The sequence below is a fragment of the Saccharomonospora amisosensis genome (assembly GCF_011761185.1).
In the GTDB taxonomy this organism is placed as follows: Bacteria; Actinomycetota; Actinomycetes; order Mycobacteriales; family Pseudonocardiaceae; genus Saccharomonospora_A; species Saccharomonospora_A amisosensis.
Genome location: NZ_JAAOYM010000001.1, coordinates 4,159,323 through 4,184,868 on the forward strand (window position 1 = coordinate 4,159,323; position 25,546 = coordinate 4,184,868).

23 protein-coding genes are annotated in these 25,546 nt (G+C 69.7%); 16 read left to right on the plus strand and 7 right to left on the minus strand.

Annotation, left to right across the window (positions count from 1 at the left end; all coding sequences use genetic code 11):
• Positions 1-110 precede the first annotated feature (110 nt).
• On the minus strand, positions 111-791 hold the full coding sequence (locus FHU38_RS20165; protein ID WP_167173711.1) for an SDR family NAD(P)-dependent oxidoreductase: 681 nt from the start codon (positions 789-791) through the stop codon (positions 111-113).
• A gap of 95 nt (positions 792-886) precedes the next feature.
• Between FHU38_RS20165 and FHU38_RS20170 the strand changes: the two genes are divergently transcribed.
• Positions 887-1,423, plus strand: a complete 537-nt coding sequence (locus FHU38_RS20170; protein WP_167173713.1) for a glutathione peroxidase — start codon at positions 887-889, stop codon at positions 1,421-1,423.
• Positions 1,424-1,456: 33 nt separating this feature from the next.
• Here the strand turns inward: FHU38_RS20170 and ilvD are convergent, their stop codons facing one another.
• On the minus strand, positions 1,457-3,130 hold the full coding sequence (ilvD, locus tag FHU38_RS20175; RefSeq protein WP_167173715.1) for a dihydroxy-acid dehydratase: 1,674 nt from the start codon (positions 3,128-3,130) through the stop codon (positions 1,457-1,459).
• A 33-nt stretch (positions 3,131-3,163) separates the two neighbouring features.
• Between ilvD and FHU38_RS20180 the strand changes: the two genes are divergently transcribed.
• Complete coding sequence (locus FHU38_RS20180) at positions 3,164-5,512, plus strand: Tex family protein (protein ID WP_208415754.1); 2,349 nt, start codon at positions 3,164-3,166, stop codon at positions 5,510-5,512.
• A 44-nt stretch (positions 5,513-5,556) separates the two neighbouring features.
• Positions 5,557-6,021 carry a GreA/GreB family elongation factor gene (locus FHU38_RS20185; RefSeq protein ID WP_167173720.1) on the plus strand — a complete coding sequence of 155 codons (465 nt, stop codon included), beginning with the start codon at positions 5,557-5,559 and terminating at the stop codon, positions 6,019-6,021.
• Positions 6,022-6,215: 194 nt separating this feature from the next.
• Here FHU38_RS20185 and mftR read toward each other — a convergent pair whose 3' ends face one another.
• Positions 6,216-6,821 (minus strand): mycofactocin system transcriptional regulator, encoded by a 606-nt coding sequence (gene mftR / locus FHU38_RS20190; RefSeq protein WP_167173722.1) that lies wholly within the window; start codon positions 6,819-6,821, stop codon positions 6,216-6,218.
• Positions 6,822-6,897: 76 nt separating this feature from the next.
• Here mftR and mftA point away from each other — a divergent pair, with 76 nt between their 5' ends.
• Genes mftA through FHU38_RS20250 form a run of 13 tightly spaced genes read left to right on the plus strand, consistent with a single transcriptional unit; the run spans position 6,898 to position 19,594 of the window.
• Positions 6,898-6,990, plus strand: a complete 93-nt coding sequence (gene mftA / locus FHU38_RS20195; protein ID WP_009152873.1) for a mycofactocin precursor MftA — start codon at positions 6,898-6,900, stop codon at positions 6,988-6,990.
• A gap of 25 nt (positions 6,991-7,015) precedes the next feature.
• Positions 7,016-7,300 (plus strand): mycofactocin biosynthesis chaperone MftB, encoded by a 285-nt coding sequence (mftB, locus tag FHU38_RS20200; protein WP_167173723.1) that lies wholly within the window; start codon positions 7,016-7,018, stop codon positions 7,298-7,300.
• A 46-nt stretch (positions 7,301-7,346) separates the two neighbouring features.
• Positions 7,347-8,537: a mycofactocin radical SAM maturase gene (mftC, locus tag FHU38_RS20205; protein WP_167173725.1), complete on the plus strand. Its 1,191-nt coding sequence runs from the start codon at positions 7,347-7,349 to the stop codon at positions 8,535-8,537.
• Positions 8,534-10,459, plus strand: a complete 1,926-nt coding sequence (locus FHU38_RS20210; RefSeq protein WP_167173728.1) for a mycofactocin system FadH/OYE family oxidoreductase 1 — start codon at positions 8,534-8,536, stop codon at positions 10,457-10,459. Before mftC ends, FHU38_RS20210 begins: the two co-directional genes overlap by 4 nt.
• The gene (locus FHU38_RS20215) at positions 10,456-12,420 is read left to right on the plus strand and encodes a mycofactocin system FadH/OYE family oxidoreductase 2 (protein ID WP_167173730.1); all 1,965 of its coding nucleotides are present in this window, start codon (positions 10,456-10,458) and stop codon (positions 12,418-12,420) included. The genes FHU38_RS20210 and FHU38_RS20215 overlap by 4 nt, the downstream gene beginning before the upstream one ends.
• Positions 12,417-13,370, plus strand: a complete 954-nt coding sequence (locus FHU38_RS20220) for a mycofactocin-associated electron transfer flavoprotein alpha subunit (protein ID WP_167173732.1) — start codon at positions 12,417-12,419, stop codon at positions 13,368-13,370. The genes FHU38_RS20215 and FHU38_RS20220 overlap by 4 nt, the downstream gene beginning before the upstream one ends.
• Positions 13,360-14,712 carry an FAD-dependent oxidoreductase gene (locus FHU38_RS20225; RefSeq protein WP_243852301.1) on the plus strand — a complete coding sequence of 451 codons (1,353 nt, stop codon included), beginning with the start codon at positions 13,360-13,362 and terminating at the stop codon, positions 14,710-14,712. Before FHU38_RS20220 ends, FHU38_RS20225 begins: the two co-directional genes overlap by 11 nt.
• 10 nt (positions 14,713-14,722) lie before the next feature.
• Positions 14,723-15,019, plus strand: a complete 297-nt coding sequence (locus tag FHU38_RS27000; protein ID WP_208415755.1) for a ferredoxin family protein — start codon at positions 14,723-14,725, stop codon at positions 15,017-15,019.
• Positions 15,012-15,902: a mycofactocin-associated electron transfer flavoprotein beta subunit gene (locus tag FHU38_RS20230; protein WP_208415756.1), complete on the plus strand. Its 891-nt coding sequence runs from the start codon at positions 15,012-15,014 to the stop codon at positions 15,900-15,902. Before FHU38_RS27000 ends, FHU38_RS20230 begins: the two co-directional genes overlap by 8 nt.
• A complete protein-coding gene (locus FHU38_RS20235; protein WP_167173736.1) occupies positions 15,899-16,702 on the plus strand; it encodes a mycofactocin-coupled SDR family oxidoreductase in 804 nt (267 codons plus the stop codon). Before FHU38_RS20230 ends, FHU38_RS20235 begins: the two co-directional genes overlap by 4 nt.
• Entirely contained in the window at positions 16,699-18,018 is a 1,320-nt protein-coding gene (gene mftF, locus FHU38_RS20240; protein ID WP_167173737.1) for a mycofactocin biosynthesis glycosyltransferase MftF, read from the plus strand. Before FHU38_RS20235 ends, mftF begins: the two co-directional genes overlap by 4 nt.
• Positions 18,015-18,683, plus strand: coding sequence for a mycofactocin biosynthesis peptidyl-dipeptidase MftE (gene mftE, locus FHU38_RS20245; protein ID WP_167173740.1), 669 nt, complete (start codon positions 18,015-18,017; stop codon positions 18,681-18,683). The genes mftF and mftE overlap by 4 nt, the downstream gene beginning before the upstream one ends.
• Before the next feature lie 44 nt (positions 18,684-18,727).
• Positions 18,728-19,594, plus strand: coding sequence for a PaaX family transcriptional regulator (locus FHU38_RS20250; RefSeq protein ID WP_167173742.1), 867 nt, complete (start codon positions 18,728-18,730; stop codon positions 19,592-19,594).
• Positions 19,595-19,903: 309 nt separating this feature from the next.
• On the opposite strand, the gene FHU38_RS20255 is transcribed toward FHU38_RS20250, so the two are convergent.
• From FHU38_RS20255 to boxC, 4 genes are read right to left on the minus strand one after another with little or no spacing between them, the layout of a single operon-like run.
• A complete protein-coding gene (locus tag FHU38_RS20255; RefSeq protein WP_167173744.1) occupies positions 19,904-20,746 on the minus strand; it encodes an amidohydrolase family protein in 843 nt (280 codons plus the stop codon).
• Positions 20,743-22,356, minus strand: a complete 1,614-nt coding sequence (locus tag FHU38_RS20260) for a benzoate-CoA ligase family protein (protein WP_167173746.1) — start codon at positions 22,354-22,356, stop codon at positions 20,743-20,745. Before FHU38_RS20260 ends, FHU38_RS20255 begins: the two co-directional genes overlap by 4 nt.
• 47 nt (positions 22,357-22,403) lie before the next feature.
• Complete coding sequence (boxB, locus tag FHU38_RS20265) at positions 22,404-23,825, minus strand: benzoyl-CoA 2,3-epoxidase subunit BoxB (RefSeq protein WP_167173748.1); 1,422 nt, start codon at positions 23,823-23,825, stop codon at positions 22,404-22,406.
• 5 nt (positions 23,826-23,830) lie between these two features.
• The gene (gene boxC / locus FHU38_RS20270; RefSeq protein WP_313886839.1) at positions 23,831-25,522 is read right to left on the minus strand and encodes a 2,3-epoxybenzoyl-CoA dihydrolase; all 1,692 of its coding nucleotides are present in this window, start codon (positions 25,520-25,522) and stop codon (positions 23,831-23,833) included.
• Positions 25,523-25,546 lie beyond the last annotated feature (24 nt).

A 25,546-nucleotide genomic window follows, 5' to 3' on the forward strand; every position in this document is an offset into this window, starting at 1 on the left:
CCACTCTCGCCCGCGAGTTCTGCACTCCGGACGCGGCCGGGCAACCGCGAACGCAGAACTCGCGGTCCTGGGCGGGGGACTCGCGGTCCTGGGCGGGGGACTCGCGGGTGTCACACGGGGATATGCGCGCCGCTGACCACCCCGGAAGCGTCGCCGCACAGGAAGGCGATCACCTCAGCGATCTTCTCCGGTGGAGTCCAGTCGCTTGGGTCGGCGTCAGGCTGCGCTGCCCGGTTCCCCGGTGTGTCGATCATGGTGGGTAGTACTGCGTTGACCCGCACACCCTCACTCGCGTACTCGGCGTCAAGCGCGTCGACCAGCGCCAGCACAGCCGCCTTGGAGGTCACATAACCCGAGGCACCTGGGAACGGGCGCAACGCCGCCTGGCTCGACACGCAGACGATCGAACCGCCACCCGCCTCGATCAGACGCGGCACAGCGGCCTGACTCACCAGGTAGGTAGGCCGCAGGTTCAGCCGCAGCAGCCGCTCGAACTCCTCCACAGGGGTCTGGTGCACCTTCTGCCCGACCGCGAAGCCACCGACCAGGTTGGCCACGGCCCGAAACGGCGCGGAGTCCTTGCTCGCGGCGAGTTCGGCGCAGCGAGCCGCGTCGTCGGGATCGAACAGGTCGGCGCGCACCAACTCCAGGTTCTCCGCCGCGTCGAGCTGGTCCAACTCGGACTCCTCGATCCACGGAACCACCACCCGCCAGCCCTGTGCGAGCAAAGCCTTGGTCACGGCGGTGCCCAGACCACCGGTGCCTCCGGTAACCAGCGCGGTCGCCTTCACGAGCACACCGTCCCTTCACGAGCGGAATCGCCGACGCCCCAAGTGTGGCGCACGTCATGTCGAACCCCCAGTACGGGGTGAAACAGTGCCGGGCTATGAGTGTGCACCAGTTCCGCGTCCTCACCGCCGACGGCGAGATCCGCTCGCTGGCCGAGTACAAGGGCCGCGTCCTGTTGATCGTGAACGTGGCCAGCAAGTGTGGCCTGACACCGCAGTACGAAGGCCTGGAGGAAATGTATCGGGCCTGCAAGGGTCGTGGCCTGGAAATCCTCGCCTTCCCATGCAACCAGTTCGGCGGTCAGGAACCCGGCACCAACGACGAGATCCAGCGATTCTGCTCCACGACCTACAACGTCACCTTCCCCCTCTTCGCCAAGGTCGACGTCAACGGCGCCACGGCGGACCCGCTGTTCGCCTACCTGCGTGAGCAGGCTCCTGGCGACTTCGGTCCCGACGCGGGGCCGCTGTATGAGCACGTCAAGAACTCACGTCCGGAGGCGCTCGGCACCGACGAGGTGAAGTGGAACTTCACGAAGTTCCTCGTCGACCGCGACGGCGCGGTCATTCGCCGTTTCGAGCCCACCGTCTCACCACGACAGGTCCAGACCGACATCGACCCACTGCTGGACTGAACCCACCCACCGGGTAGCCGAGGCGCGAGGGTGTCAGGAGCAGACGGCGCCCCGCGCGGCCGTGCCCACCAGTTGGGCGTACTTGCGCAACACCCCGGAGCGGCTGGTGACGGGCGGCAGCTGCCACCCCTCGCGCCTGCGCTCCAGTTCGTCCTCGCTGATCCCGAGGTCGAGCGTGCGGCTCGTCATGTCCAGCACGATCGGGTCGCCGTCGCGGACGAACGCGATCGGCCCACCGTGCGCGGCTTCGGGCGCCACGTGGCCGACGCACAGGCCGGTGGTTCCGCCCGAGAACCGGCCGTCGGTGAGCAGCAGCACGTCCTTGCCAAGCCCGGCTCCCTTGATCGCGCCGGTCACCGCCAGCATCTCGCGCATCCCCGGCCCGCCTCGCGGTCCCTCGTAGCGGATCACCACCACGTCGCCCGCCTGCAGCTCGTCGAGAGCGTCCATAGCGGCCTGCTCACCGTCGAACACCCGCGCGGTGCCCTCGAACCTGGCGGTGTCGAAGCCCGCGCTCTTCACGACCGCGCCCTCCGGGGCGAGACTGCCGTGCAGGATCGTGATTCCACCGGTCGGGTGAATCGGGTCGGCGAGCGAACGGATCACCTCGCCGTCGAGTTCGGGCGGGCCCAACTCGGCGAGGTTTTCCGCCAGCGTCTTCCCCGTCACGGTCAGGCATTCGCCGTGCAGCAGTCCGGCGTCCAGCAGTGCCTTCATCACCACCGGCACGCCGCCGACCCGGTCGACGGCCGTCATGACGTGCCTGCCGAACGGTTTGACGTCGGCCAGGTGCGGCACCCGGTCGCCGACGCGGGAGAAGTCGTCCAGGCTGAGCGGCACACCCGCCTCGTTGGCGATCGCGAGCAGGTGCAGCACCGCGTTGGTGGACCCGCCGAGAGCCATCACCACCGCGATCGCGTTCTCGAACGCCTCCCTGGTGAGGATGTCGCGGGCGGTGATGCCGTGCCGCAGCAGTTCCACCACCGCCTCACCGCTGGCCCGCGCGAGCCGGTCGCGACGCCGGTCCACCGATGGCGGGCTCGCTGACCCTGGCAACGACATGCCCAGCGCCTCGGCGGCGCAGGCCATGGTGTTGGCCGTGTACATGCCGCCGCACGCGCCCTCGCCGGGGCAGATCGCCCGCTCGATACGGTCGACCTCCTCGCGGCTGATGAGACCCCGCACGCACGCACCCACCGCCTCGAACGCGTCGATGATCGTCACCTCGCGCCCGTCCACACGGCCGGGCAGGATCGAGCCCGCGTAGACGAACACAGCGGCGACGTCCAGCCGCGCGGCAGCCATCAACATGCCGGGCAGGCTCTTGTCGCACCCGGCGAGCAACACCGTGCCGTCGAGCCGCTCGGCCTCCATGACCGTCTCCACCGAATCGGCGATGATCTCGCGAGACACCAGCGAGAAGTGCATCCCTTCATGGCCCATGGAGATGCCGTCGCTGACCGAGATCGTGCCGAACTCCAGCGGGAATCCGCCTTCGGCGTGCACACCCTGCTTACTGGCGTCGGCCAGCCGCTTCAGTGACAGGTTGCAGGGGGTGATCTCGTTCCACGACGAGGCGATGCCGATCTGTGGCTTGGCGAAGTCATCGTCACCCATGCCGACGGCGCGCAGCATCCCCCGCGCGGCCGCCCGTTCGAGCCCATCGGTTACCTCGCGGCTGCGTGGCTTCAGGTCGTGTTCGGCCATGGGCAGATCATGCCTCATATCGAGCAGGGCACAATGCCCGTCGTGGCTGAGATGGTGTCCATTCATCGAAAGATCGCCGAAGAGCTCGGCGCCCGCCCCGCCCAGGTGCAGGCAGCGGTGGGCCTGCTCGACGAAGGGTCGACGGTGCCCTTCATCGCGCGCTACCGCAAGGAGGTGACCGGCGGGCTCGACGACGGCCAGCTTCGCACCTTGCAGGAACGGCTTCGTTACCTGCGCGAACTCGAGGAACGACGCACCGCGATCCTGGATTCGATCCAGGCACAGGGCAAGCTCGACGACGAGTTGCGGGCCAGGATCATGGCGGCGGACTCCAAGGCTCGGCTGGAGGACATCTACCTGCCCTACAAGCCCAAGCGCAGGACGAAGGCGCAGGTGGCTCGGGAGGCCGGGCTCGAACCGCTCGCCGACGGGCTGCTCGGCGACCCCACCAAGGACCCGAAGGCCGCGGCGGAGCTGTTCGTCGACACCGACAAGGGCGTCGCCGACGCTGCCGCGGCGCTGGAGGGTGCACGCGCGATCCTGGTCGAGCGCTTCGCCGAGGACGCCGACCTCATCGGCGAGCTCCGCGAGCGCATGTGGTCACGCGGTTGGGTGACATCGAAGGTTCGGGAAGGCAAGGAAACCGAGGGCGCGAAGTTCTCCGACTACTTCGACTTCGCCGAACCGTTCACCAAGCTGCCCTCACACCGCATCCTCGCGCTGTTTCGCGGCGAGAAGGAGGAAGTGCTCGACCTGACCACCGAACCCGACGAGCCGGGCACGGAGGCCGGTGACTACGAGACCCGCATCGCGCAGCGCTTCGGCATCAGCGACGAGGGCAGGCCCGCCGACCGGTGGTTGTGCGACACCGTCCGCTGGGCATGGCGCACCAAGATCCTGCTGCACCTGGGTATCGACCTGCGCATGCGGCTGCGGCAGGCGGCCGAGGACGAGGCCGTGCGGGTGTTCGCCGCGAACCTGCGTGATCTGTTGCTTGCCGCGCCCGCGGGCGGCAGGCCCACGATGGGACTCGACCCCGGCTACCGCACCGGGGTGAAGGTGGCCGTGGTTGACGGCACCGGCAAGGTCGTCGCCACCGACACCATCTACCCGCACAAGCCGCAGGCGCGCTGGAACGACGCACTGGTGACACTGGAGAAGCTCGCCCGCGAACACGGCGTACAACTCGTCGCCATCGGCAACGGCACTGCTTCCAGGGAGACCGACAAGCTCGCCGGTGAACTGGTGAAGCTGGCACCGGAGCTGAAGCTGACCAAGATCGTGGTGTCTGAGGCGGGGGCGTCGGTGTACTCGGCTTCGGCGTACGCGGCACAGGAACTGCCCGAACTCGACGTGTCGCTGCGCGGCGCGGTCTCCATCGCCAGGAGGTTGCAGGACCCGCTCGCCGAACTGGTGAAGATCGACCCCAAGTCGATCGGAGTCGGCCAGTACCAGCACGACCTGGCCGAGTCGAAGCTGTCGCGTTCACTGGACGCGGTGGTGGAGGACTGCGTGAACGCCGTGGGTGTCGACGTCAACACGGCGTCGGCGCCGTTGCTGAGCCGGGTGTCGGGCATCGGAACGGGGCTGGCGGAGAACATCGTCGAGCATCGCGACAGCAACGGCCCCTTCCGCACCAGGGACGCGCTCACGAGCGTTCCCCGGCTCGGGCCGAAGGCGTTCGAGCAGTGCGCGGGCTTCCTGCGCATCCCGGGCGGGGACGACCCGCTGGACTCCTCCAGCGTCCACCCGGAGGCATACCCGGTGGTCAGGCGGATCGTGGACCGGATGGGCATCGGTATCGCCGAACTCATCGGCGACTCGAGGACACTGCGCAAGCTGTCACCGCAGGAGTTCGTCGACGACACCTTCGGACTGCCCACGGTCACCGACATCCTCACCGAGTTGGAGAAACCCGGACGTGACCCGCGCCCGGAGTTCAAGACGGCCAGTTTCGCCGACGGCGTTGAGACCATGGCGGATTTGAAGCCTGGCATGACGCTGGAGGGCGTGGTCACCAACGTGGCGGCGTTCGGCGCCTTCGTGGACGTCGGCGTGCACCAGGACGGCCTCGTGCATGTCTCGGCGATGTCGCGTGATTTCGTGAAGGACCCTCGGGAGATCGTCAAGCCGGGTGATGTGGTGCGCGTGAAGGTCCTGGACGTGGACGTCGCGCGAAAGCGGATTTCGCTTACCCTGCGACTGGACGACGAGGCCACACCCGGCGAGCGCGGGCCGCAGGGCGGCAAGCGGGAACGCAGGCAGGGCAAGCCGGGCAACCACGGCGGTGGGGGCCAGCGAGCCCGCAAGGGAGCCGACCGGGGAGCGGCCTCGGGCGGTGCGATGGCGGACGCGTTACGCAAGGCGGGTTACGACCGCTGATCAATCACATGGCGAGCCGGGCGCTCAACCCTGACAATGGACGGATGACGTCGACCGGAGGCTTGAGCCCGGCCACCCGTGCCAGGCTGGAGCGGGAGCTCGAACAGCTACGTGAGCAGAGGGAGGCGCTGGCGCCGCGGCTCGGTGACGATCCGCTCGGCGACAGCGCCGACCAGGCCGACTTGCTCGAACGCGCCGAGGTGGTATCAAGGCTCGACCAGCGGATCAGCCAGATCAGCGACCTGCTGCACGGCGGACCGGTTGGTGAGCAGGATTCGGGACTGCCTTCCGGGACCAAGGTAACGCTGAAATTCGGCGACGGAAGTGTCGAGGACATGGTCGTCGTCGGGATCGCCGACGAGGCGGAGGAGGACGACGTGTCCTCGCTGACCGCCGACAGCCCACTGGGTCGCGCCATCGAGGGACACAAGAAGGGTGACAAGATCACCTACCGCACCCCGCAGGGTGAGGCTTCGGCGGAGATCCTGAAACTAGAACTGCCGAGCTGACCCGCTCTCGCCCGCGAGTCCCCCGCTCTCGCCCGCGAGTCCCCCGCTCTCGCCCGCGAGTTCCCCGCTCCGGTGCTCGTTGGGGGTCCTGCGGGCACGCCACCCGAACGCAGAACTCGCGGGCATGAACGCAGAACTCGCGGGCATGGACGCAGGACTCGCGGGCATGGACGGGGGACTCGCGGGTGTTCAGGTCAGCGGTTGCCGAAGCCCTGCGCCAGTGCGGCCATGGCGGTGTCGAGCAGCTCGCACAGCTCCACGTCCGTTCGGGCCAGCCAGTGCTCGTAGGCGGCGAGCGCTACGCCCAGTGCCGCGTAGGCGATGGCCTGTGGAAGCAGTTCCGTCTGCGACACCCCGAGGCGCCGCGCCGCGAACTCAGCCACCACCGCCCGCCACTCGGCGTAGCGCAGCGTCGAGTGCGCCTGCAACGCCGGTACCCGCAGGATCAGCTCCATCCGCCTGCGGTGCCGGGGCACCTCGGCGGCATCGACGCGGTTGAAGTCCACGACGACGGTGCGCACGGCGTCCATGAGCGGTTGGTCGTCGGGCCGGTCGCGGAACCGGTCACGCATCCGTTGCAGCTGGTCGCTGAACGCGCCCCAGACCACGTCGTTCTTGGACTCGAAGTACCGGAAGAAGGTCCGTCTTCCGATGCCCGCGCCCTTGGCGATGTCGTCGACCGTGGTCGCCTCGAAGCCGTCGCGCTCGAAGAGTTCGAACGCCACGCGTTCCAGCTCGTACTGGCTGGTCGAACGGCGCCTACCTGGCCGGACGGGTGGATCTGACGGCTCCTTCGCCATGACCCCTTCCATTTGACACCGAGTGCCATTACTCTCGTTTTCGCTCTTACCACTGCTCAGCGAGGAGTAGCTTGCCATGAACGAGTCGCAGACCCACGAGGACGCCGTCGTCGAGGACGACATGCTCGTCGAAGAAGTCTCGATCGACGGCATGTGCGGTGTCTACTGACACCCCTGCTACCCACCGAACAGCCGTGAGCGCCGGTTCGTTCGAACCGGACCGGCCTTACCGGCTCAGTTCCAGTGTCGCGCTGCGACCGGAACCGTTCGGTGCGCTCGTATACGACTTCACCACCAGGAAACTGTCCTTCCTCAAGACCCGCCTGCTCGTCGATGTCGTCCGCGAGCTGGAAAACCAGCCGGACGCGCGGTCGGCGCTGGAATCGGCGGGCGTCCCGCGTGCCGAGCACCCGCGCTATCTCGAAGCGCTCGCCGGACTGGCCTCGGCCGGAACCATCGTGAGTGCCCAGCGGCACTAGCGGCACCGCCACCGGCACCGGCCACGCGGCCTTCGAAGGGAGACCCATGAAGCTTGTCGAGCACTTCCAGCACGGGCTCGACGCTCCCATCTGCCTGACCTGGGAGCTGACCTACGCCTGCAACCTCTCGTGTGTGCACTGCCTTTCGTCGTCGGGACGGCGGGACCCACGCGAACTGTCCACAGCGGAATGCAAAGCAGTCATCGACGAGCTACAGCGACTGCAGGTGTTCTACGTCAACATCGGTGGCGGCGAGCCCACCGTGCGCGGCGACTTCTGGGAGATCGTGGAGTATGCCGTCGACCACCAGGTCGGCGTGAAGTTCTCCACCAACGGCGTTCGCATCACGCCCGAGCGCGCCCGGTGGTTGGCGAGCACCGATTACGTGGACGTGCAACTGTCGCTCGACGGCGCGACCGCCGAGGTCAACGATCACGTGCGGGGGCCAGGGTCCTACGACACCGCGCTGCGCGCCATGGAGAACCTGCGGGACGCGGGCTTCGCGAACTTCAAGATCAGCGTCGTGATGACCCGGCACAACGTTGACCAGCTCGACGAGTTCAAGCAGCTCGCCGACGAATACGGCGCCCAGCTACGCATCACGCGGCTGCGACCGTCCGGGCGAGGGGCCGACACGTGGGACGAGCTGCATCCCACCGCCGAGCAACAGTTGCGGCTGTACGAGTGGCTGGTGGCCAGCGGCGAGAACGTACTGACCGGCGACTCGTTCTTCCACCTCAACGCGCTCGGCTCGACCCCGCTGCCGGGACTGAACCTGTGTGGCGCGGGCCGCGTGGTCTGCCTGATCGACCCGGTGGGTGACGTCTACGCGTGCCCGTTCGCGATCCACGACGAGTTCCTTGCGGGCAACGTGCGGGACAAGGGCGGGTTCACAGCGGTGTGGCGCGAGTCCGACCTGTTCGCGCGGTTGCGGGCGCCGCAGACCGGTGGCGCCTGCACCTCCTGCTCGGCATACGACTCCTGCCAGGGCGGCTGCATGGCGGCGAAGTTCTTCACCGGGCTGCCGCTGGACGGGCCTGACCCCGAGTGCGTCAAGGGAAACGGTCAGCGCGCGCTCGCGACGGTCGGCGGCGGCGACAAACCGAGGCCGGACAAGGACCACTCGCATCGGGGCCGCAAGCGCGTCGCCGTTCCGATCGGCTGGGGTCCACCCGAGCAGGAACGGTTGCCGGACCGGGCCTGTGACACCAGCCCGCTCGCCGGCTTCCGCCCGTGAGCGAGCCGCTCACCGAACCGATCACCCTCTCCGGCAAGACCGCCCCTTCCAGGGTGATGTTCGGCCCACACGAGACAAACCTGGCACGCGGCAGGGCGCTCTCGAAGGCGCACGCCGCCTACTACGAGCGACGAGCTGCCGGTGGCGCCGGGCTGGTCGTCACCGAGACGGCGAGCGTGCACGACTCCGACTGGCCATACGAACGCGCGCCGCTGGCGCAGGAGTGCGGCACCGGGTGGTCCTTGATCGCCGACGCCTGCCGTCCACACGGGACACTTGTGCTCGCCGGACTCGGCCACGCCGGATCACAGGGCTCTTCCGCGTACTCGCAGCGTCCGCTGTGGGCACCTTCGCGGGTTCCCGACGTGGCCAGCCGCGAGATGCCGATGGAGATGGAGGCCGCCGAGATCAGGGCGGTCGTCGCGGGCTTCACGGTCGCCGCCGAACTCGTCGCCGAGTCCGGCCTCGACGGTGTCGAGGTGGACGCGGGGCAGTTCTCGCTGCTGCGGCAGTTCCTTTCCGGGCTCACCAACCAGCGCGGCGACGCCTACGGCGAGGACCGGCTGTTGCTGCTGCGAGAGGTACTGGCCGCGGTGCGTGCCCGAATCGGCGCCGACCGCGTGCTCGGCCTGCGGCTTTCCTGCGACGAGCTGGCCCCGTGGGCCGGGATCACGCCGGAGCAGGCCGAGGACATCGCCCGTGAGGTGGCGGCCAAGGTGGACTATCTCGTGGTCGTGCGAGGGTCGGCGATGGGTTCGTCGGCGACCCGGCCCGACTCACACACCGAGCCCGGCTTCAACGCCGAGCTGAGCCGCCGCGTCCGGCGCGCGGTGTCCGGTGCTACGCGGGTGGTGCTGCAGGGTTCGGTCGTCGACCCGGAACAGGCGAGGTGGGCACTCACCGACGCAGTCGCCGACCTGGTGGAGCTGACCCGCGCCCAGATAGCCGACGCCGAGTTCGTGGCCAAGCTGTCCGAGCCCGAACGCATCCGGCCGTGCACGCTAACCAACCAGAAGTGCCGCGTGCGGGACAACCGGAACCCGGTGATCAGCTGCATCGGCGACCCGCGCAGCGGGCACGAGACCACCGACCCGGCCGAAACCGCGGCGGCGCAGGACTTGGCAACCCCCGTGCTCGTGGTCGGCGGCGGGCCCGCCGGGATGGAGGCCGCGAGAGTACTGGCGCTGCGCGGGCACCAGGTGCGGCTGGTGGAACGCGAGCGTCGACTCGGCGGGCTGCTGAGCCTGGCGGCGACGCTGCCGGGGCGTGAACGTCTGGGCAAACTCGCCGAATGGCTGGAAACCGAGGTGCGCCGACTCGGCGTCGAGGTCGTAACCGGCAGCGAGGACACCGTAGCCAGGCCGGGCGAAAGCGTCATCGCGGCCACCGGTTCCCGACCGGGCCCCCGGCCCTACAACGCGCACGAAGGGGCGCGCGTGGTGGATGTCGTTGACCTGCTCCGCGAACCGGACACACTGCCCAAGGGCGCGGTCACGGTGTTCGACCCCGTCGGCGATGCCGTCGGGGTGGCTGTGGCGGAACTGCTCGCCGCGCAGCAGCGCGCCGTCACCGTCGTCACCCACGACCAGGTGGTTGGCACCCAACTGGCTATCACCGGCGACCTCGCCGACGCCAACGCACGACTGCAACGCGCGGGCGTGCGGCTGGCCAAACGTAGCGTACTGCGCGAGGTGCATCCCGACCACGTCGTGGTCGAAGACGTCTTCACCGGCGCGGCGACCGAGGTGGATTCGGCGGTGCTGGTGCACTGTGGACACCGGCTGCCCGGCACACCACCGCTCATCGACGGTGCCGTCCCGGCAGGCGATCTGGTCGCTCCCAGAACGGTCCACGAGGCCGTGCTGGAGGGAAGAAGGGCCGCACTGGCCGTCTCCACCGCGCGACAGGTGGTGCCCGCATGAACGGCCGCTACCGCTACCTGTTCTCACCACTTCGGATCGGCCCGGTGACACTCGCCAACAGGGTGGTGTTCTCCGCACACCTCACCAACTACGCGACCGACGGCATGCCGAGTGCACAGCACGCCGCCTACTACGCGGCCCGCGCGGCTGGTGGCGCCGGGCTGATCATCACCGAGGAGCACTCCACCCACCCGACGGACTGGCCCTACGAGAAGCTGATCCACGGCTTCCACCCCGAGGTGGTCGCGGGCTACCGCCGAATCACCGAGGCGGTGCACGCACACGGGGTGCCGATCTTCGCCCAGCTCAACCACAACGGTGGCCAGGCCTCCAGCATGTACTCGCGGCTGCCGGTGTGGGCACCGTCGCCGGTGCCCGACCCGCTGTTTCGCGAGGTCCCCAAGGCGGTTTCGGTCGCGGAGATCGACGAGATCGTCGCCGGGTACGCCAGGGTGGCCACGCATTGCAGGCAGGGTGGCTTCGACGGTGTGGAACTACAGTGCTCGCACTCCTCCATCGTGCGAGGGTTCCTCTCCCCCGCCACGAACCTGCGTGACGACGACTACGGCGGACCGCTGGAGAACCGGGCTCGGCTGCTGCTGCGGCTGGTGAAGGCCGTGCGGGAAGCGATCGGGCCTGGCATGGCGCTCGGCGTGCGGCTGTGTGGCGACGAGCTCATCGAGGGCGGCACCACCATCGACGAGGCCGTGCGGGTGGCGCGGTGGGTGGAGGCCACGGGCGACGTCGACTACATCAACACCTCGATCGGTGTGGCAACCTCCACGCTCTACATGATCGAGGCTTCGATGAGCATCCCACCCGGGTACGCGATGTTCATCCCCAGCGCCATCCGTAAGGCGGTTGACCTGCCCGTGGTTGGCGTCGGCAGGTTCAAGGACCCGCTACAGGCCGACCGCGCGCTCGCCGAGGGCCACGCCGACCTCATCGGCGTGGTGCGCGGGCAGATCGCCGACGCCGATTTCGTGGCGAAGGCACGCGCGGGGCGGGCGGGCGAGATCCGCACCTGCCTTTCCTGCAACCAGGAATGTGTCGGACGCATGGGGCTCAACCGCTGGCTCGGTTGTATCGAGAACCCGCGCACCGGCAAGGAGAGCGTGCCGCTTCCCCACCCGGTTCGGCGAGGACGCAGGGTCGTTGTGGTAGGCGGTGGCCCCGCGGGGCTGCAGGCGGCGGCTACGGCGGCGCAACGCGGACACGACGTGGTGCTGCTGGAGCGGCAACCCACTACCGGGGGCCAGGTGAGTGTGGCGGCGAGCGTGCCGAGCCGCGCGGAGTTCCTCGACGTGGTGCGCAACGCGTTGGCGGAGTGCCACCGCTACGGCGTGGACGTGCGCACCGGCGTCACGGCCACGGCCGAGGAGATCGCGGCGCTTCGCCCGGAGGCCGTCGTGCTCGCCACCGGGGCCAGGCCGACGCCACCGCACTGGGCCGGTGGGCTGGACCGCGTCGTCGACGTGCGTGACGTGCTGGAAGGCCGTGCCGCGCCGGAGGGCGAGGTGTGTGTCATCGACGATCTCGGTTTCCACCAGGCGACCTCGGTGGCGGAGCTGCTGGCCGACCGTGGCTGCTCGGTGCGGATCTCCACCTCCGGCATGGTGGTGGGCCAGGACCTGGGCGTCACGCTGGACATGGAGACGTTCAACGTGCGCGCCGCCGCGAAGGGCATCGCGCAGACCACCGACGAGGTGGTGCTTGAGGCAGCGGCGGACACCGAGACATCGGGCGTGCGGCTGCGGATGTTGAAGCACACCACCGGCGCCACCGCCGAAGTGCGGTTCGACTGGGTGGTGTGCGCGACACACCAGGCGCCGGTGGACGAGCTGTGGCAGGAACTGTCCGGCACGGCCGACTTCGAGGTGCACAGGGTGGGCGACTGCGTGGCGCCGCGCAGGGCACACGCGGCCGTCGTCGAGGGACACCGGGTGGCGGTGGCGCTGTGAAGGCGATCGAGACGCTGGCACCCGGCTGCGACACGCTGGCCGTGTTGGTGATCCGGGAGGGAACAGCTCCGCTCGGAGCGGACGAGGCGGTCGCCGAGGCCGGTGGCACGGCTCTGCTCGCGGGTTCGGGCTGCCGCGAGGCGGTGGACCAACTTCCTCCGCTGCGCCGCGCGTGGTGCGCGGAACTCGGCGAGTTCGCGCCGTCGGCGTGGGCGCGGGCGCTGGCGGGTCCGCTGCGTGGCGTGCCCCGGGTGGTGCTGCCCGCCTCCCCCGACGGGCGCGACCTCGCGCCCCGGCTGTCCGCCGAGTTGACGAGGCCGCTGCTGGCAGGCGCTGTGCGGGTCGGCGAGACGTCGGTCGAGCTGGCCAGGTGGGACTCCAGGGTCGCGGTGACCGTCGAGGCGAGCGGCCCGTTCGTAGCCACACTGCTGCCGGGTGTGCGCGGCAGCGTGCCGCTCGACGGCTCACCGGAGCTCGCCGACCTCGACGTCAAGGTGAACCCCGCTGGCGACGCGAAGGTGCTGGAAGTGCTCGACCCAGATCCCGCGACGGCCGACCTCGCCGAGGCGCCACGCATCCTCGGTGCGGGCGCGGGGCTCGCCTCGGGCGAGCTTTCCGGCCCGGACGCCGTGGCGCTGCTCGGCAAGGTCGCAGCGGCGCTGGGGGCTTCGGTTGGCGCCACCAGGGTCGTCACCGACGCGGGCTGGGCGCCCTACGAGCGGCAGATCGGCACCACCGGCGTGGTCGTGGACCCGGACCTCTACGTGGCGTTCGGCGTGTCCGGTGCCACGCAGCACACCGGTGGGCTCGGCGCGCCACGGCACGTGGTGTCGGTGAACACCGACGCCAGTTCACCGATGACGGCGATGGCCGATCTCGGGCTGGTTACCGACGCGCAGGCACTGCTGAGGGAGCTGGCCCGCCGACTGAGTGGGAGCGATGATGCGTGACAGGGCAGGCCCCTCCGGGGCGGCCGTCACGGTGGAACCACCGGCTACCACCGACTTCGACGCGATCGTGGTGGGCGCGGGGCCCGCGGGCTCAGCCGCGGCGCTGGAGCTGGCCAGGGCAGGCCACTCCGTCGCGCTGCTGGAGCGTGGCCCGTTCCCCGGCTCGAAGAACGTCTACGGCGGTGTGGTGTACGGCCGGGTGCTCGACGAGCTGATCCCAGACTGGTTCGAGCGGGCGCCGGTACAACGCTGGATCACCCGGCGCCAGACGATGCTGCTGTCCGACGAGCGTTCGCTGACCGTCGACTTCCGCAGCCAGAACTGGGGCAGCGCGCCCTACAACGGCGCCACCACCTACCGCGCCGAGTTCGACAGCTGGCTCGCCGACCACGCACAGCAGGCCGGCGCCGTGCTCGTGCCGTCCACAGTGGTCACCTCGCTGCTTCGTACGAGCGGAGGGCGGGTGGTCGGCGTGCGCACCGACCGGGAGCAGGGCGACCTCACGGCCAGGGTGGTAATCGCCTGCGACGGGGTGAACTCCTTCCTCGCCAAGCAGGCCGGGCTCTACCCCGGCGAGCATGCCGAGCACACCACGCTCGGGGTGAAGGAAACCCTCGCGCTACCGAAGGAGACCATCGACGAACGCTTCGGCGTGAGCGGGTCCGACGGTGTGGACATCGAGATACTCGGTGGCACCGGTGGCGTTCCCGGCGGTGGGTTCGTCTACACCAACCACGACACGCTCAGCGTCGGTCTCGTCCTCGGCCTGCCCGGCCTGGCGAAGGCGGGGCTGCGCCCGGAGGAGATCCTCGCCGAGTTGAAGCGGCACCCTTCGATCCGGCCGCTGGTGCGTGGAGCCGAGCTGGTGGAGTACTCCGCGCACCTGATTCCCGAGGGCGGCTACCGGACGATGCCTCGACTCGTCGGCGACGGGCTGCTGGTGGCGGGTGACGCGGCGGCGATGTGCCTTGCCGCCGGAATCTGGCTGGAGGGCGTCAACTTCGCGCTCGGCTCTGGCATGTACGCGGGTCGCGCGGCGGCACGTGCGCTGGCCGCCGACGACCCGAAGCGGCTGCGGGAGTACCGGACGCTGCTGGCGGACTCGTTCGTACTCGCCGACCACAGGAAGCTACGCAACGCACCCGCGCTGGTGCTTTCCGACCGCGTGCAGCAGCGCTACCCGGGCCTGGTTTGCGACCTCGTGGAGGGCATGTTCACGGTGGAGAACCCGGCCCCGAAGCCGGGCCTTCGCAGGCTGCTGCGCCGCTCGGCCAAACGTAACGGCGTGGGCCTGCACCAACTGGCCAGGGATGCGCTGACCGGCCTGCGCTCGTTCGGATGAGGAGCACCAGATGACCCAGCGATACGCCGACCTCGCCTTCGACGACCGGATGGCGCGCGTCGACTTCCGCGTGGCGACGAACGCGCACATCGTCGTCGACACCGACGTCTGCCGCTCATGCACCACCAAGGCATGCGTACATGCCTGCCCCGCCAACCTGTTCGTGCCCACCGACGACGGCGGGATCCTGTTCAACTACGAGCAGTGCTTCGAGTGCGGCACGTGCTACCTGGTGTGCGACGGCGGCAACGCCATCAGCTGGAGCTACCCCGACGGCGGGCAGGGCGTGGTGTTCCGCCATGGCTGACAGCGGTTCGGGCCCGCTCGTCGTGGTGGCCATGCGCTGGGTGGACACGCACGCCCGCGTCGACGCGCTGACGGGCCGGGTGAGCACCGACGCGCGCGGTGCCGGCCCCAGCGAGGCCGATCGCTGCGCGCTGGAACACGGACTGCGCATCGCGCAGGCGGCTGCCGGGCGTTGCGTGGCTGTTTCACTCGCACCCGAACCCGCCACCGACATGCTGCGTGACGCCCTCGCCTGCGGCGCGCACGCGGTGCTGCGGGTCGACCCAGGGCACGCGGCGGGAGCCGGGAACACCGACGACCGGGCCGACTCCGGCGCGGCAACCGCGCAAGCGCTTGCGCAGGCGGTGCGCGACGAACTGGGGCACCCTGACCTGGTGCTGACCGGTGACCACTCCGCCGACCGAGGAACCGGGGCCACCCCTGCGTTCCTCGCCGCCGAACTCGGCTGCGCGCAAGCCCTCGGACTCGTCGAGTTGAGCTACACCGACGGGCACCTCGTCGGGCTGCGAAGGCTCGACCGGGGCCGCAGGGAGCGGCTCGCGATACCGCTTCCCGCCGTCTGTTCCGTCGAACCGGCTGGGGTCCGGCTGCGCAGGGCGAACCTGCGCGCCACACTCGCGGCGCGCACGGCCACCATCCCGGTAGTGCCCTCCGACCCCGCCGCGCTCGCGGCGCAACCGGTAGCGGTCCGCTCGGTGCGCCCCTACCGCCCGCGCGCCAAGGAACTGCCACCCCCGCAGGGCTCCGATCCCCGGCAGCGGCTGTTGCGACTGACCGGGGCACACGAAGAGCGGGAACCACCCAGGGTGGTCGTCACCGACGACGCTGGCCGCGCCGCTGACGAGTTGCTCGACTACCTACGCGGTAAGGGCTTCCTGGCATGACGGCGCCGCCCACGGACGGCAGCAGGGTCGCGCTGGTCACCGGAGCGGGCCGCGGCATCGGCGCGGCGGTGGTGCACCGCATGGCCCGTTCCGGCTGGCGCGTCGTGGCCACCGACCGCTGCACCGACGATCGCCGCGTGCCCTACCCGCTCGCCAGCCGCGAGCAACTGGCCGCCGTCGCCGCCCAGCACCCCGAAACGGTCGTCGACGCCGTCGCCGACGTACAGGATCTTGACGCGCTGCGGCGCGCGGTCGACCTCGCTCGGGAACGCTTCGGCGGCCTCGATGCCGCGGTCGCGGGCGCGGGGCTCATCGCGGGAGGCAAGCCGCTGTGGGAAACCGGCGAGGCCGAGTGGGACGCGCTGTTCTCCGTCGGGGTGAACGGTGTCGCCAACCTCGCGCGTGCAGCCGTTCCCGCACTGCTTGAGCGACCCCGGCCGCGTAACGGGCGGTTCGTCGCGCTGGCCTCGGCGGCCGCGCACCACGGGCTGTGGCATCTTGCCGGATACAACGCCGCGAAGCACGCGGTCGTGGGCCTCGTCAAGGGACTTGCCAACGACCTGCGAGGCACCGGTGTCTGCGCCACCGCGGTCTCTCCCGGCTCGACGCGCACCGACATGCTCGCGGCCACGGCACGGCTGTACGACCTCGACGAGGTCGAGGAGTTCGCCACGCACCAGTTGGTGGACCGGCTGCTCGACGCCGACGAGGTGGCGGCCGCCGTTTGTTTCCTGTGCTCACCGGAATCCAGCGCGATCACAGGCACCGTGGTGCACGCCGACGGTGGTTTCACGCCATGAAGGCGGGCACCCGGCTCACCCTCGACGCTTCCGTGCGGCGCAGGGGCGCGCTGCTGATCGGCGGGTCACCGCTTCGGCTGGTGCGGCTAGGCGGTAGCGGCGCTCGACTGCTGCAGCGCTGGTCGTCCGGCGAGCCGGTCGGCGAGAGCGAGCGGGAGCGCGAACTGGCCCGGCGCCTCGTGCGGGCCGGGTTGGTGCACCCGAGACCGCCCTCGGGACCGGCGCCCGCCGACGTGACGCTCGTGGTGCCGGTCAAGGACAACGCGGCGGGAGTGCGGCGGCTGCTCGACGCGACCGGGGAACTGGCCAACCGCGTCGTCGTCGACGACGGCTCGGCCGTCCCGCTGGCCGAGGCCACCGTGCGACACGACCGCGCCATGGGACCAGCGGCCGCCCGCAACGCGGGTTGGGCGCTGGCCTCGACGCCGCTGGTGGCGTTCCTCGACGCCGACACCGTGCCCCAGCCCGGGTGGCTGGACGCGGTGCTGGCCCAGTTCGGCGACGACGACGTCGTAGCGGTGGCGCCGCGCGTCGTAGGCGCGCACGGCCACGGCGTGCTTGCCAGGTACGAGGCACACCGCTCGAGCCTGGACCTGGGACCGCACCCGGCCCCGGTACGCCCGATGAGCCGGGTCAGCTACGTGCCGAGCGCGGCGCTCGTCGTGCGCAGGGACGCGCTGGCCGCCGTGGCAGGGTTCGACACCGGACTTCGGTTCGGCGAGGACGTGGACCTGGTGTGGCGGCTGCTGCGGATCGGCTCGGTGCGCTACGAGCCGTCGGCGACCGTGACCCATGAGCCACGCCCCGCTCTGTTGCCGTGGTTGCGGCAGCGGTTCGAGTACGGCACGTCGGCGGCCCCACTGTCGCGCAGGCACCCGGGGTTGCTCAGTTGCGCGAGGCTGTCGGTATGGAGCGCGGTCTCGTGGGCGCTGCTGGCGGCAGGCAGACCGCTGCCTGCGCTTGCGCTCGCGGCGGCGACGGCGGCGCTGCTGCCGCGCAAGCTGCGTGGCCGCGGTGTTCCGGTGAGCGAGTCGCTGCGGCTGGCGGGACTGGGCCACCTCGGCGCGGGCCGGCTGCTCGCCGAGGCGACTCGCAGGGCTTGGTGGCCCGCGACGCTGCTGAGCGGCTGCGGCCGCGCGGCGCTGCTGGCCTCGCTACTTCCGTGCGTGGTGGATTCGGTGGGCCGTTCCCCGGCGTGGCTGGCGCTGCGGGTGGCCGACGATCTCGCCTACGGCGCGGGAGTGTGGGCCGGTTGCGTGCGGCACCGCACGCTGGCGCCGCTGCTGCCGCAGTTCACCGAGGCGGCACCGAGGTGACCGACCTCGGCGCGCTGCGGTCCCCGGAAGTTCCACGCGCGATACTCGCCGTTCCGCTGGGCGCGACCGAACAGCACGGTCCTCACCTACCGCTGCACACCGACACCGCGATCGCGGTGGAGTTGTGCGAGCGTCTCGCCGCCAGGGTCGCCGGAGTCGTCGTCGCCCCACCACTGCCGTTCGGGTCGAGCGGGGAGCACGCCGGTTTCGCGGGCACCCTTTCCATCGGCGGCCCCGCGCTGGAACTGGTGGTGGTAGAACTCGTCCGTTCCGCCGACCACTTCGCCGCGACGGTTCTGGTCAACGGGCACGGAGGCAACGCGGCACCGTTGGCGAGAGCCGTTCGCACGCTGCGGAACGAGGGCCGCGACGTGCTGTCGTGGGCGCCGAGCGGGCGCCAGGACGACTCCCACGCAGGCCGCACCGAGACGTCGGTCATGCTCGCGCTTCGCCCCGCCGAGGTCCGGCTCTCGGCGGCGAGAGCGGGCAACACCGAGCCGCTGCCTCGGTTGTGGAACCGTCTGCGCCAAGGCGGTGTACGCACCGTGAGCATCAACGGCGTGCTCGGTGACCCCGATGGCGCCTGTGCCCTCGAAGGCGAGGAACTGCTGGCGACCTGGTCGGACGCCCTGGTCAGCACCGTGCGCGACTGGTTGGGGCAGTAGCGTTACGCTGCTGGAAGCCCGATCGAAGACGAGAGTGGTGACACATGGTGACCTCAGCCGGGCAACGACGCGGCAAGCCGGTGGTCAGCAGGCGCCGCGAGGTGAGCCACACCAGCGCGCGCTCGCTGCTGATGACAATGCTCGGCGAATTCGTACTCCCGCGCGGTCGTCCGGTGTGGACATCGGTGTTGGTCGACGCGCTCGCGATGTTCGAGGTGGAGGAGAAGTCGGCGAGGCAGGCACTGGCACGCACCGCGGCGGAGGGCTGGCTGGAGTCGGAGCGCGTCGGCAGGAGGGTGCGCTGGTCGCTGACACCGCAGGGCCGCAAGCTGCTCACCGAAGGCGCGAGGCGCATCTACGACTTCGGCAGCCGCGAGCGGAGTTGGGACGGGCAGTGGCTGCTGGTGCTGGTCTCGGTTCCCGAGCCCAAACGCGACCTGCGCCACCGGTTGCGGACCAAGCTGACCTGGGCGGGCTTCGGCTCACCCGACCCCGGCGTGTGGATAACGCCGCATGTCGACAGGGAGTCCGAAGCGGTCGGCATCGTGGCCGAGCTCGCACTGGAAAACGCGATGTCGTTCGTAGGTCCCTACGGCGCGATCGGGGACGAGGCCACGATGGTCGCGCGAGCGTGGGACCTGCGTGACCTCGGCGCGCGCTACGAGGCGTTCATCGCCGAGTTCGCCTCGCTCGACCCGAGAGGCGGCGACGCCGTGCTGCACGCGCAGACCCGGCTGGTGCACGAATGGCGCCGGTTTCCGTTCCTCGACCCGCAGTTGCCGGAGCAGCTGCTGCCCGCGGACTGGAGCGGCAACCAGGCAGCCGAGATTTTCCACCGCAGGCACGCCGAGTGGCGTCCTGCGGCCCAGCGGCGTTGGGAGGAGCGGCTCGCAGGCGAGGAAGCCGCCTAGCCTCCCTCCCCGCGAGTCCTCCCTTCTCGCCCGCGAGTTCTGCGTTCTCGCCCGCGAGTTCTGCGTTCGGTGGTCCGGGACCGGTGACCTGAGCGGGCGGGTTCGACCGGCTCGGTGCCGGGTGAAGCCTGCGATACGCACAGCGGCGTGCGGAACTCGCGGGCAGGAGCGGGGAACTCGCGGTCAGGAGCGGGGAACTCGCGGGCAGGAGCGGGGAACTCGCGGGCAGGAGCGGGGAACTCGCGGTCAGGAGCGGGGAACTCGCGGTCAGGAGCGGGGAACTCGCGGTCAGGAGCGGGGGACTCGCGGTCAGTAGAGCTTGTCGGCGTTTCCTGCCAGCACGTCCGCGAGTACATCCTGTTCCAGCCCGAGTTCTGCCAGCGCGCGCACGTTGCGGGCGGCGCCGGGCACGCCAGGCCAGTCTGTGCCGAACACGAACCTGCGAGCCAGCCGAGCGAGATCGAAGCGCGCGTAGTACTCCGGCAGCTTCCTCGGCGGTAGCCCCGCGAGGTCGAGCCACACGTTGTCCTTGCTCAGCGCCAGAAACGCCGCCACGTCGTACCACCACCCGCGCCCACCGTGCGCGAAGACGAAAGGCAGTTCCGGGAAGTCCTCGACGACGTCGACGAGCAGTTCCGGATTGCCGTACCTGGCACGTGCGCCGGGAAAGCTGCTGGTGCCGGAGTGCAGGATCACCGGCGTACCGCGCTCGGCGCACAACTGGTACGTGGGGTACAACTCCTTGTCGGCCGGGGAGAAACCGGCGTGCACCGGGTGCAGCTTCAGCGCGACCGCCCCGAGCTCCAGCTGCCGGCGCACCTCGGCGGCCACCGGGTAGTGCAGGTGCGGATTGACGTTGGCGACGAGCCGAAACCGTGCGGGGTTGTACTCGACGAACGGGAGGTTGTCCTCGATCGGCTGGATGCCGGTCGCGCGTGGGCTGTACTCGCAGAACAGCAACGCCCTGTCGACACCCTCGTGCTCGAACAGCTCGTCCAACCGCCTCGGCACCGGGTTGCCCGCTTCGTCGTACACCGACCGCCACGGATGCGGGCCGGAGAACCGGTCTGCCCAGTCCAGCCAGGAGGGCTTCACCGTCGCCAGCGCGGGGACGTGCACGTGCGCGTCGACGACCTCGTATCCGTCGATCACGACGTCACGGCAGCGGGTTCGGTGGGCTCGGTGAACTCGGACCGCGCGACCATGGCGCGCAACACGTTGCGCCGGATCTTGCCGGTCGCTGTCTTCGGAAGTTCGGTCAACTCCACCACCGCCCTTGGGCGCTTGAAGGCGGCGAGCGTTTCGCGACACCACTGGATCAACTCGTCGCCGTCGATGTGCCTGCCAGGCATCGGGACAACACAGGCGATCGGCCGGTCCAGCTGGTCGGAGTCGGGAACACCGACCACCACCGCCTCGGCGACATCGGGGTGCTCCAGCAGCCTGTCCTCCACCTCGCTCGGCGTCACCCAGATACCGCCCGCCTTGATCATGTCGTTGAACCGACCTAGGCAGGAGTAAGTGCCGTCGGCGTTACGCACGTAGGTGTCGCCGGTGCGGGTCCATTCGCCGAGGAACACCTGCCGCGACGTCGCCGCACGACACCAGTAGCCGATGGCGGCGCTGTCGCCGCGCACGTACAACTCCCCCGCCCTGTCCGCCTCCTCGATCACACCACCCTGCTCGTCACGGATCTGCACCTCGTAGCCGGGCACGGGCGTTCCCGACGACGCGGGCCTGGCGCTGCCCGGCCGGTTGGAGATGAAGATGTGCAGCATCTCGGTGGAGCCGATGCCGTCGAGCACCTCGATGCCGAACCGGTCGCGCATACCGTGCAGCATCCGCGCGGGCAACGCCTCCCCCGCCGAGATCCCCTGCCGCACCGAGCCGAACGTGTCGTCGGCGACGTCGCTGGCCAGCAGCGGACCCCAGAAGCTCGGCGTGCCGAACAGCAACGTCGCCCCGTCCGTCCTCGCGCGCTCCGCCACCAGTTGCGGCGTCGGCCTCGCCGGTTCGAGCAATGCCGTTGCGCCCACCGAGAGCGGGAAGAACATGGAATTGCCTATGCCGTAGGCGAAGAACAACTTCGCGACGGAAAGACACCGGTCGGCGGCCGTGATCCCGAGTACCCGCTGCCCGTAGTTCTGCGCGACGAACCGGATGTCGGCGTGCCGGTGCATCGCCGCCTTCGGCATGCCCGTGGTTCCCGAGGTGTACAGCCACAGCGCGGGAGAATCCTCCCAGGTCGGGTAGGGTCGCTCCAGCTCACCCGCCCCGCGCAACCGCTGCCATTCGTCGGTGAACACGACCGTCTCGACGTCCGGGGCACCGTCGACGCCCGTGCGTACGGCGTCGGCGAACTCGGTGGAGCCGAGCACCACGCGGGCGCGGGAGTCGGCGACCAGCTTGCCCAGCTCGCCTCCGGTCAGCATGGTGGAGCACGGCACGGCTACCGCGCCGAGGTACATGGCGCCCAGGATCGCGCTGAACAGCTCCACCTCGTCGGTCATGCACATCAGCACGCGTTCTTCGGGGCGAACCCCGAGTGCGCGCAGCCCCGCCGCCACTCGGCGGACCTCGGCGGCGAGTTCGGCATAGCTCAACGTGCGGCTGGCCGAAACGACCGCGGTGCGCTCGCCCGCTCCCGCCGCGACGTGCCTGTCGACGAGGTATTCGGCCGCGTTGAACCCTGCGGGGGCCGCGGTGCTCGCCACCGGCGAGGTAGCGCGGGGCGTGCTCGTGGCGGGGCTCGACTCGGTCATGTGGCTCATCTCCCGCTGCTCCGCGTCGTGGCCGACCTCAGCGTCGGTCAGGTCAGGTAGACGTAGGTGTAGTCGAACGGTTTGCCGTTGATGCCGTTACTGGGAGGCGCGACCCAGCTCGCGATCTTGCCGCGTTCGTACACGGGTTTCATCAACGAGCGCACGAAGGTCAGGTCCTCGCTGGTGGGTAGCCAGTTCTTCTTGCCGTCCTGCCAGGTCTGCTCGTCGACAATAGTGCCGTCGGGCGTGATGTGGTAGCCGGAATTGATGCCGACGGCCCGGTTGAATCCGGGATGCGGCAGCCGGAAGGTGTAGTCGATGCCGCTGTCGGCGAGGATCTTGTTCCAGCGTTTGATACCGGTGTGACAGTCGGCGATGTACTCGCCGCGCAGATCGAGGTTGAGCGCCAGGATCGCCTGGATCTCCTCGGTACCCCAGGTGCCGTCGGGCCGGGGTTTTTCCAGCGCGGCGCTGTCGTCGGTGAGCTGGTGGTCGTCCTTCCTGCGGGTTTCCTGCCAGCGTCCTTTGAGTCCGGACGTGTAGTAGTTCGCCGCGTTCGTGGAGGTCTCGCTGCCGAACAGGTCCAGCGAGACGCTGTAGTGGAAGTTGATGTAGCGCTGGATGATGTCGAGCGGGATACCGCCGTGTGCGGCGATGTCAAGGGTGTCGTGCTCGCGGATCAGTTCCGCCGACCGCGTCACGACCCGATCGACCCCGGTGGTACCCACGAACATGTGGTGGGCCTCTTCCTTGAGCATGAACTCGCAGGTGCGCGAAAGCGGGTCGAAGGCCGACTCCTTGAGCGTGCCGAGCTGGTACTTGCCGTCGCGGTCGGTGAAGTAGGTGAACATGTAGAAGGCCAACCAGTCGGCGGTCTCCTCGTTGAACGCCCCGAGGATGCGGGGGCTGTCCGGGCTGCCGGAGTTGCGGTACAGCAAAGCTTCCGCTTCCTCCCTGCCCTCCTTGCCGAAGTAGGCATGCAGCAGGTACACCATCGCCCACAGGTGCCTGCCTTCCTCGACGTTGACCTGGAACAGGTTGCGCAGGTCGTACAGGCTGGGCGCGGTGAGCCCGAGCAGCCGCTGCTGCTCCACGGAAGCGGGCTCGGTGTCGCCCTGGATGACGATGAGCCGCTGCAAATCGGCGCGGTACTCACCGGGCACCTGCTGCCAGGCCGGTTCGCCCTTGTGCTGGCCGAAGGCGATGCGCCGGTCGGGGTCGTGTTCGGCTAGGAAGATGCCCCAGCGGTAGTCCTGCGGTATCACGTGGTCGAAGTGCGCCCAGCCTTCGCGGCCGACGCTCACCGCCGTGCGCAGGTACACACCGTGGGTTTCCAGCGTGGGCCCCATCTCGGCCCACCAGTTCATGAACTTGGGCTGCCAGCCTTCCAGCGCCCGCTGCAGCCGCCGGTTGGACGACAGGTCCACGTTGTTGGGGATCTTGGCGTCGTAGTCGATCCTGGTCGGCATCGTCCCTACACTCGCTTCCTGTCGAAGACCGCTTGCTGTCCCGTGCCGTAGCGGCGTAGCGCGCCATGGGGCCCGGACGCGTTGGGGCGGTTGAAGATCCAGTTCTGCCATGCCGACAGTCGGCCGAAGATCTTCGTCTCGATCGTCTCCGGGCCGACGAAGCGGTGGTTTGCCTCCATCCCGGTGAGCGCGTCCGGCGAGAGCGAGCGCCTGCCCTCGATCACCAGGCGGATCTCGTCCTCCCAGTCGATGTCGTCAGGGGCGTCGGTGACCAGCCCCAACTCCATGGCCTCTGCCGGTGAGAGGTCTCGGCCGGCCTCGCGGCGCAGCCAGTCGACATGTTCGGCCTCGCCGTAGAACCGGGACTGCAGCCGTGACAACTCGTTGCCCATCGGGAAGGTTCCGAAGTTGGCGGCGGTCAACCGGATCGCGGCGCGCTCGTCGCTTTCCTCGTCCTCGATGGGCGGACCGTCCAAGATGTACTGCCGGTCGCAGGCGAGCGCCAGTTCGAGCAGCATCCCGGCGAAGCAGCTACCCTGCTCGATCAGCGCGAAGAGACTGCGGCTGGTCACGTCGAGCCGCTTGAGCACCCGCTTGTGGTAGTGGACGATCTCGCGACAGAGCCAGTCGGTTGCCGCATGCTCCAGCAGTATCGACTCGTGCGCGACGACGCGGTCGGGATCGCCTTCCGTGCGCAGCAGCCAGGTGCCGAGTTCCGGTTCGTTGGTGCGCAGTCGCAGAATCGCGTCATCCAGCTCGCGGGTCACCGCGAGCGGCCAGAACGCGGCGCCCCGCCTGTGCACTTCCTCGGCGTCCGAAGCAGCGTCGTCCCTCGGGCCGCGCACGACGATCTCGACGGTGCTCGCGGCGCGGTCGTAGCGCACGCTGAGATTCCGGTACTCGAGGCCATCGGCGGTTTCGACCCGTTCCAGTGGCGTCAGCTCTATCCCGGTTGGCTCGCCGGGCCGGTCGCCGTGCTCGGCGAGTCGCAGCGCGCGGCGGCGCACCGTCTCGGCGAAGTCACGGCGCGAGGCAAGTTCGTCCACCAGCCCCCAACGTGCGGCCACGGCACCTTTGAGCCCGTCGCTGCGGGTGGCGAACACGTCGGCGCGGTCCTTGCGAACCCTGCGCTTGTCGACCACGCGGGTCAACCCGCCGGTGCCGGGCAGCACCCCCAGCAGCGGAACCTCCGGTAACGCCACGGTCGAGGAGTTGTCGTCGACCAGCACGATGTGCTCGCAGGCGAGTGCGAGTTCGTAACCGCCGCCCGCGCAGGACCCGTTGACCGCCGCCAGGTAGGTCTGCCCCGAGTGTCGGGAGGCGTCTTCCATCGCGTTGCGGGTCTCGTTGGTGAACTTGCAGAAGTTCACCTTCCACTCGTGCGAGGACGCCGCGAGCATGCGGATGTTCGCTCCCGCGCAGAAGACGCCGTCCTTGCCGCTGGTGACCACGACGGTGCGCACGCCGGGGTGCTCGAACCGCAGCCGCTGCGTTGCGTCGTACAGTTCGATGTCCACGCCGAGGTCGTAGGAGTTGAGCTTCAGTTCGTAGCCGGGCACCAGCCCGCCCTCGGGGTCCACGTCCAACTCCAGCCACGCCACCGGCTCCTCGACCCGCAGCCGCCAGTGGCGGTAGGTGTCTGGGTGCCGGTCGAACGAGACGGCGGGTCGGTCGGTGTCGACGTCGATGGCGGTCACCCGTTGATTTTCTACGCACGAACC

What these genes read in the sequence shown, in the direction of transcription:
- FHU38_RS20250 (WP_167173742.1), top strand. Translation starts at nt 18,728, where the DNA reads ATGGTGACCTCAGCCGGGCAACGACGCGGCAAGCCGGTGGTCAGCAGG.
- mftR (WP_167173722.1), bottom strand. Translation starts at nt 6,821, where the DNA reads ATGGCGAAGGAGCCGTCAGATCCACCCGTCCGGCCAGGTAGGCGCCGT.
- ilvD (WP_167173715.1), bottom strand. Translation starts at nt 3,130, where the DNA reads ATGGCCGAACACGACCTGAAGCCACGCAGCCGCGAGGTAACCGATGGG.
- FHU38_RS20230 (WP_208415756.1), top strand. Translation starts at nt 15,012, where the DNA reads ATGGCTGACAGCGGTTCGGGCCCGCTCGTCGTGGTGGCCATGCGCTGG.
- mftA (WP_009152873.1), top strand. Translation starts at nt 6,898, where the DNA reads ATGAACGAGTCGCAGACCCACGAGGACGCCGTCGTCGAGGACGACATG.
- FHU38_RS20215 (WP_167173730.1), top strand. Translation starts at nt 10,456, where the DNA reads ATGAACGGCCGCTACCGCTACCTGTTCTCACCACTTCGGATCGGCCCG.
- FHU38_RS20170 (WP_167173713.1), top strand. Translation starts at nt 887, where the DNA reads ATGAGTGTGCACCAGTTCCGCGTCCTCACCGCCGACGGCGAGATCCGC.
- FHU38_RS27000 (WP_208415755.1), top strand. Translation starts at nt 14,723, where the DNA reads ATGACCCAGCGATACGCCGACCTCGCCTTCGACGACCGGATGGCGCGC.
- FHU38_RS20235 (WP_167173736.1), top strand. Translation starts at nt 15,899, where the DNA reads ATGACGGCGCCGCCCACGGACGGCAGCAGGGTCGCGCTGGTCACCGGA.
- mftC (WP_167173725.1), top strand. Translation starts at nt 7,347, where the DNA reads ATGAAGCTTGTCGAGCACTTCCAGCACGGGCTCGACGCTCCCATCTGC.
- FHU38_RS20185 (WP_167173720.1), top strand. Translation starts at nt 5,557, where the DNA reads ATGACGTCGACCGGAGGCTTGAGCCCGGCCACCCGTGCCAGGCTGGAG.
- boxB (WP_167173748.1), bottom strand. Translation starts at nt 23,825, where the DNA reads ATGCCGACCAGGATCGACTACGACGCCAAGATCCCCAACAACGTGGAC.
- FHU38_RS20180 (WP_208415754.1), top strand. Translation starts at nt 3,164, where the DNA reads ATGCCCGTCGTGGCTGAGATGGTGTCCATTCATCGAAAGATCGCCGAA.
- FHU38_RS20260 (WP_167173746.1), bottom strand. Translation starts at nt 22,356, where the DNA reads ATGACCGAGTCGAGCCCCGCCACGAGCACGCCCCGCGCTACCTCGCCG.
- mftF (WP_167173737.1), top strand. Translation starts at nt 16,699, where the DNA reads ATGAAGGCGGGCACCCGGCTCACCCTCGACGCTTCCGTGCGGCGCAGG.
- FHU38_RS20225 (WP_243852301.1), top strand. Translation starts at nt 13,360, where the DNA reads ATGATGCGTGACAGGGCAGGCCCCTCCGGGGCGGCCGTCACGGTGGAA.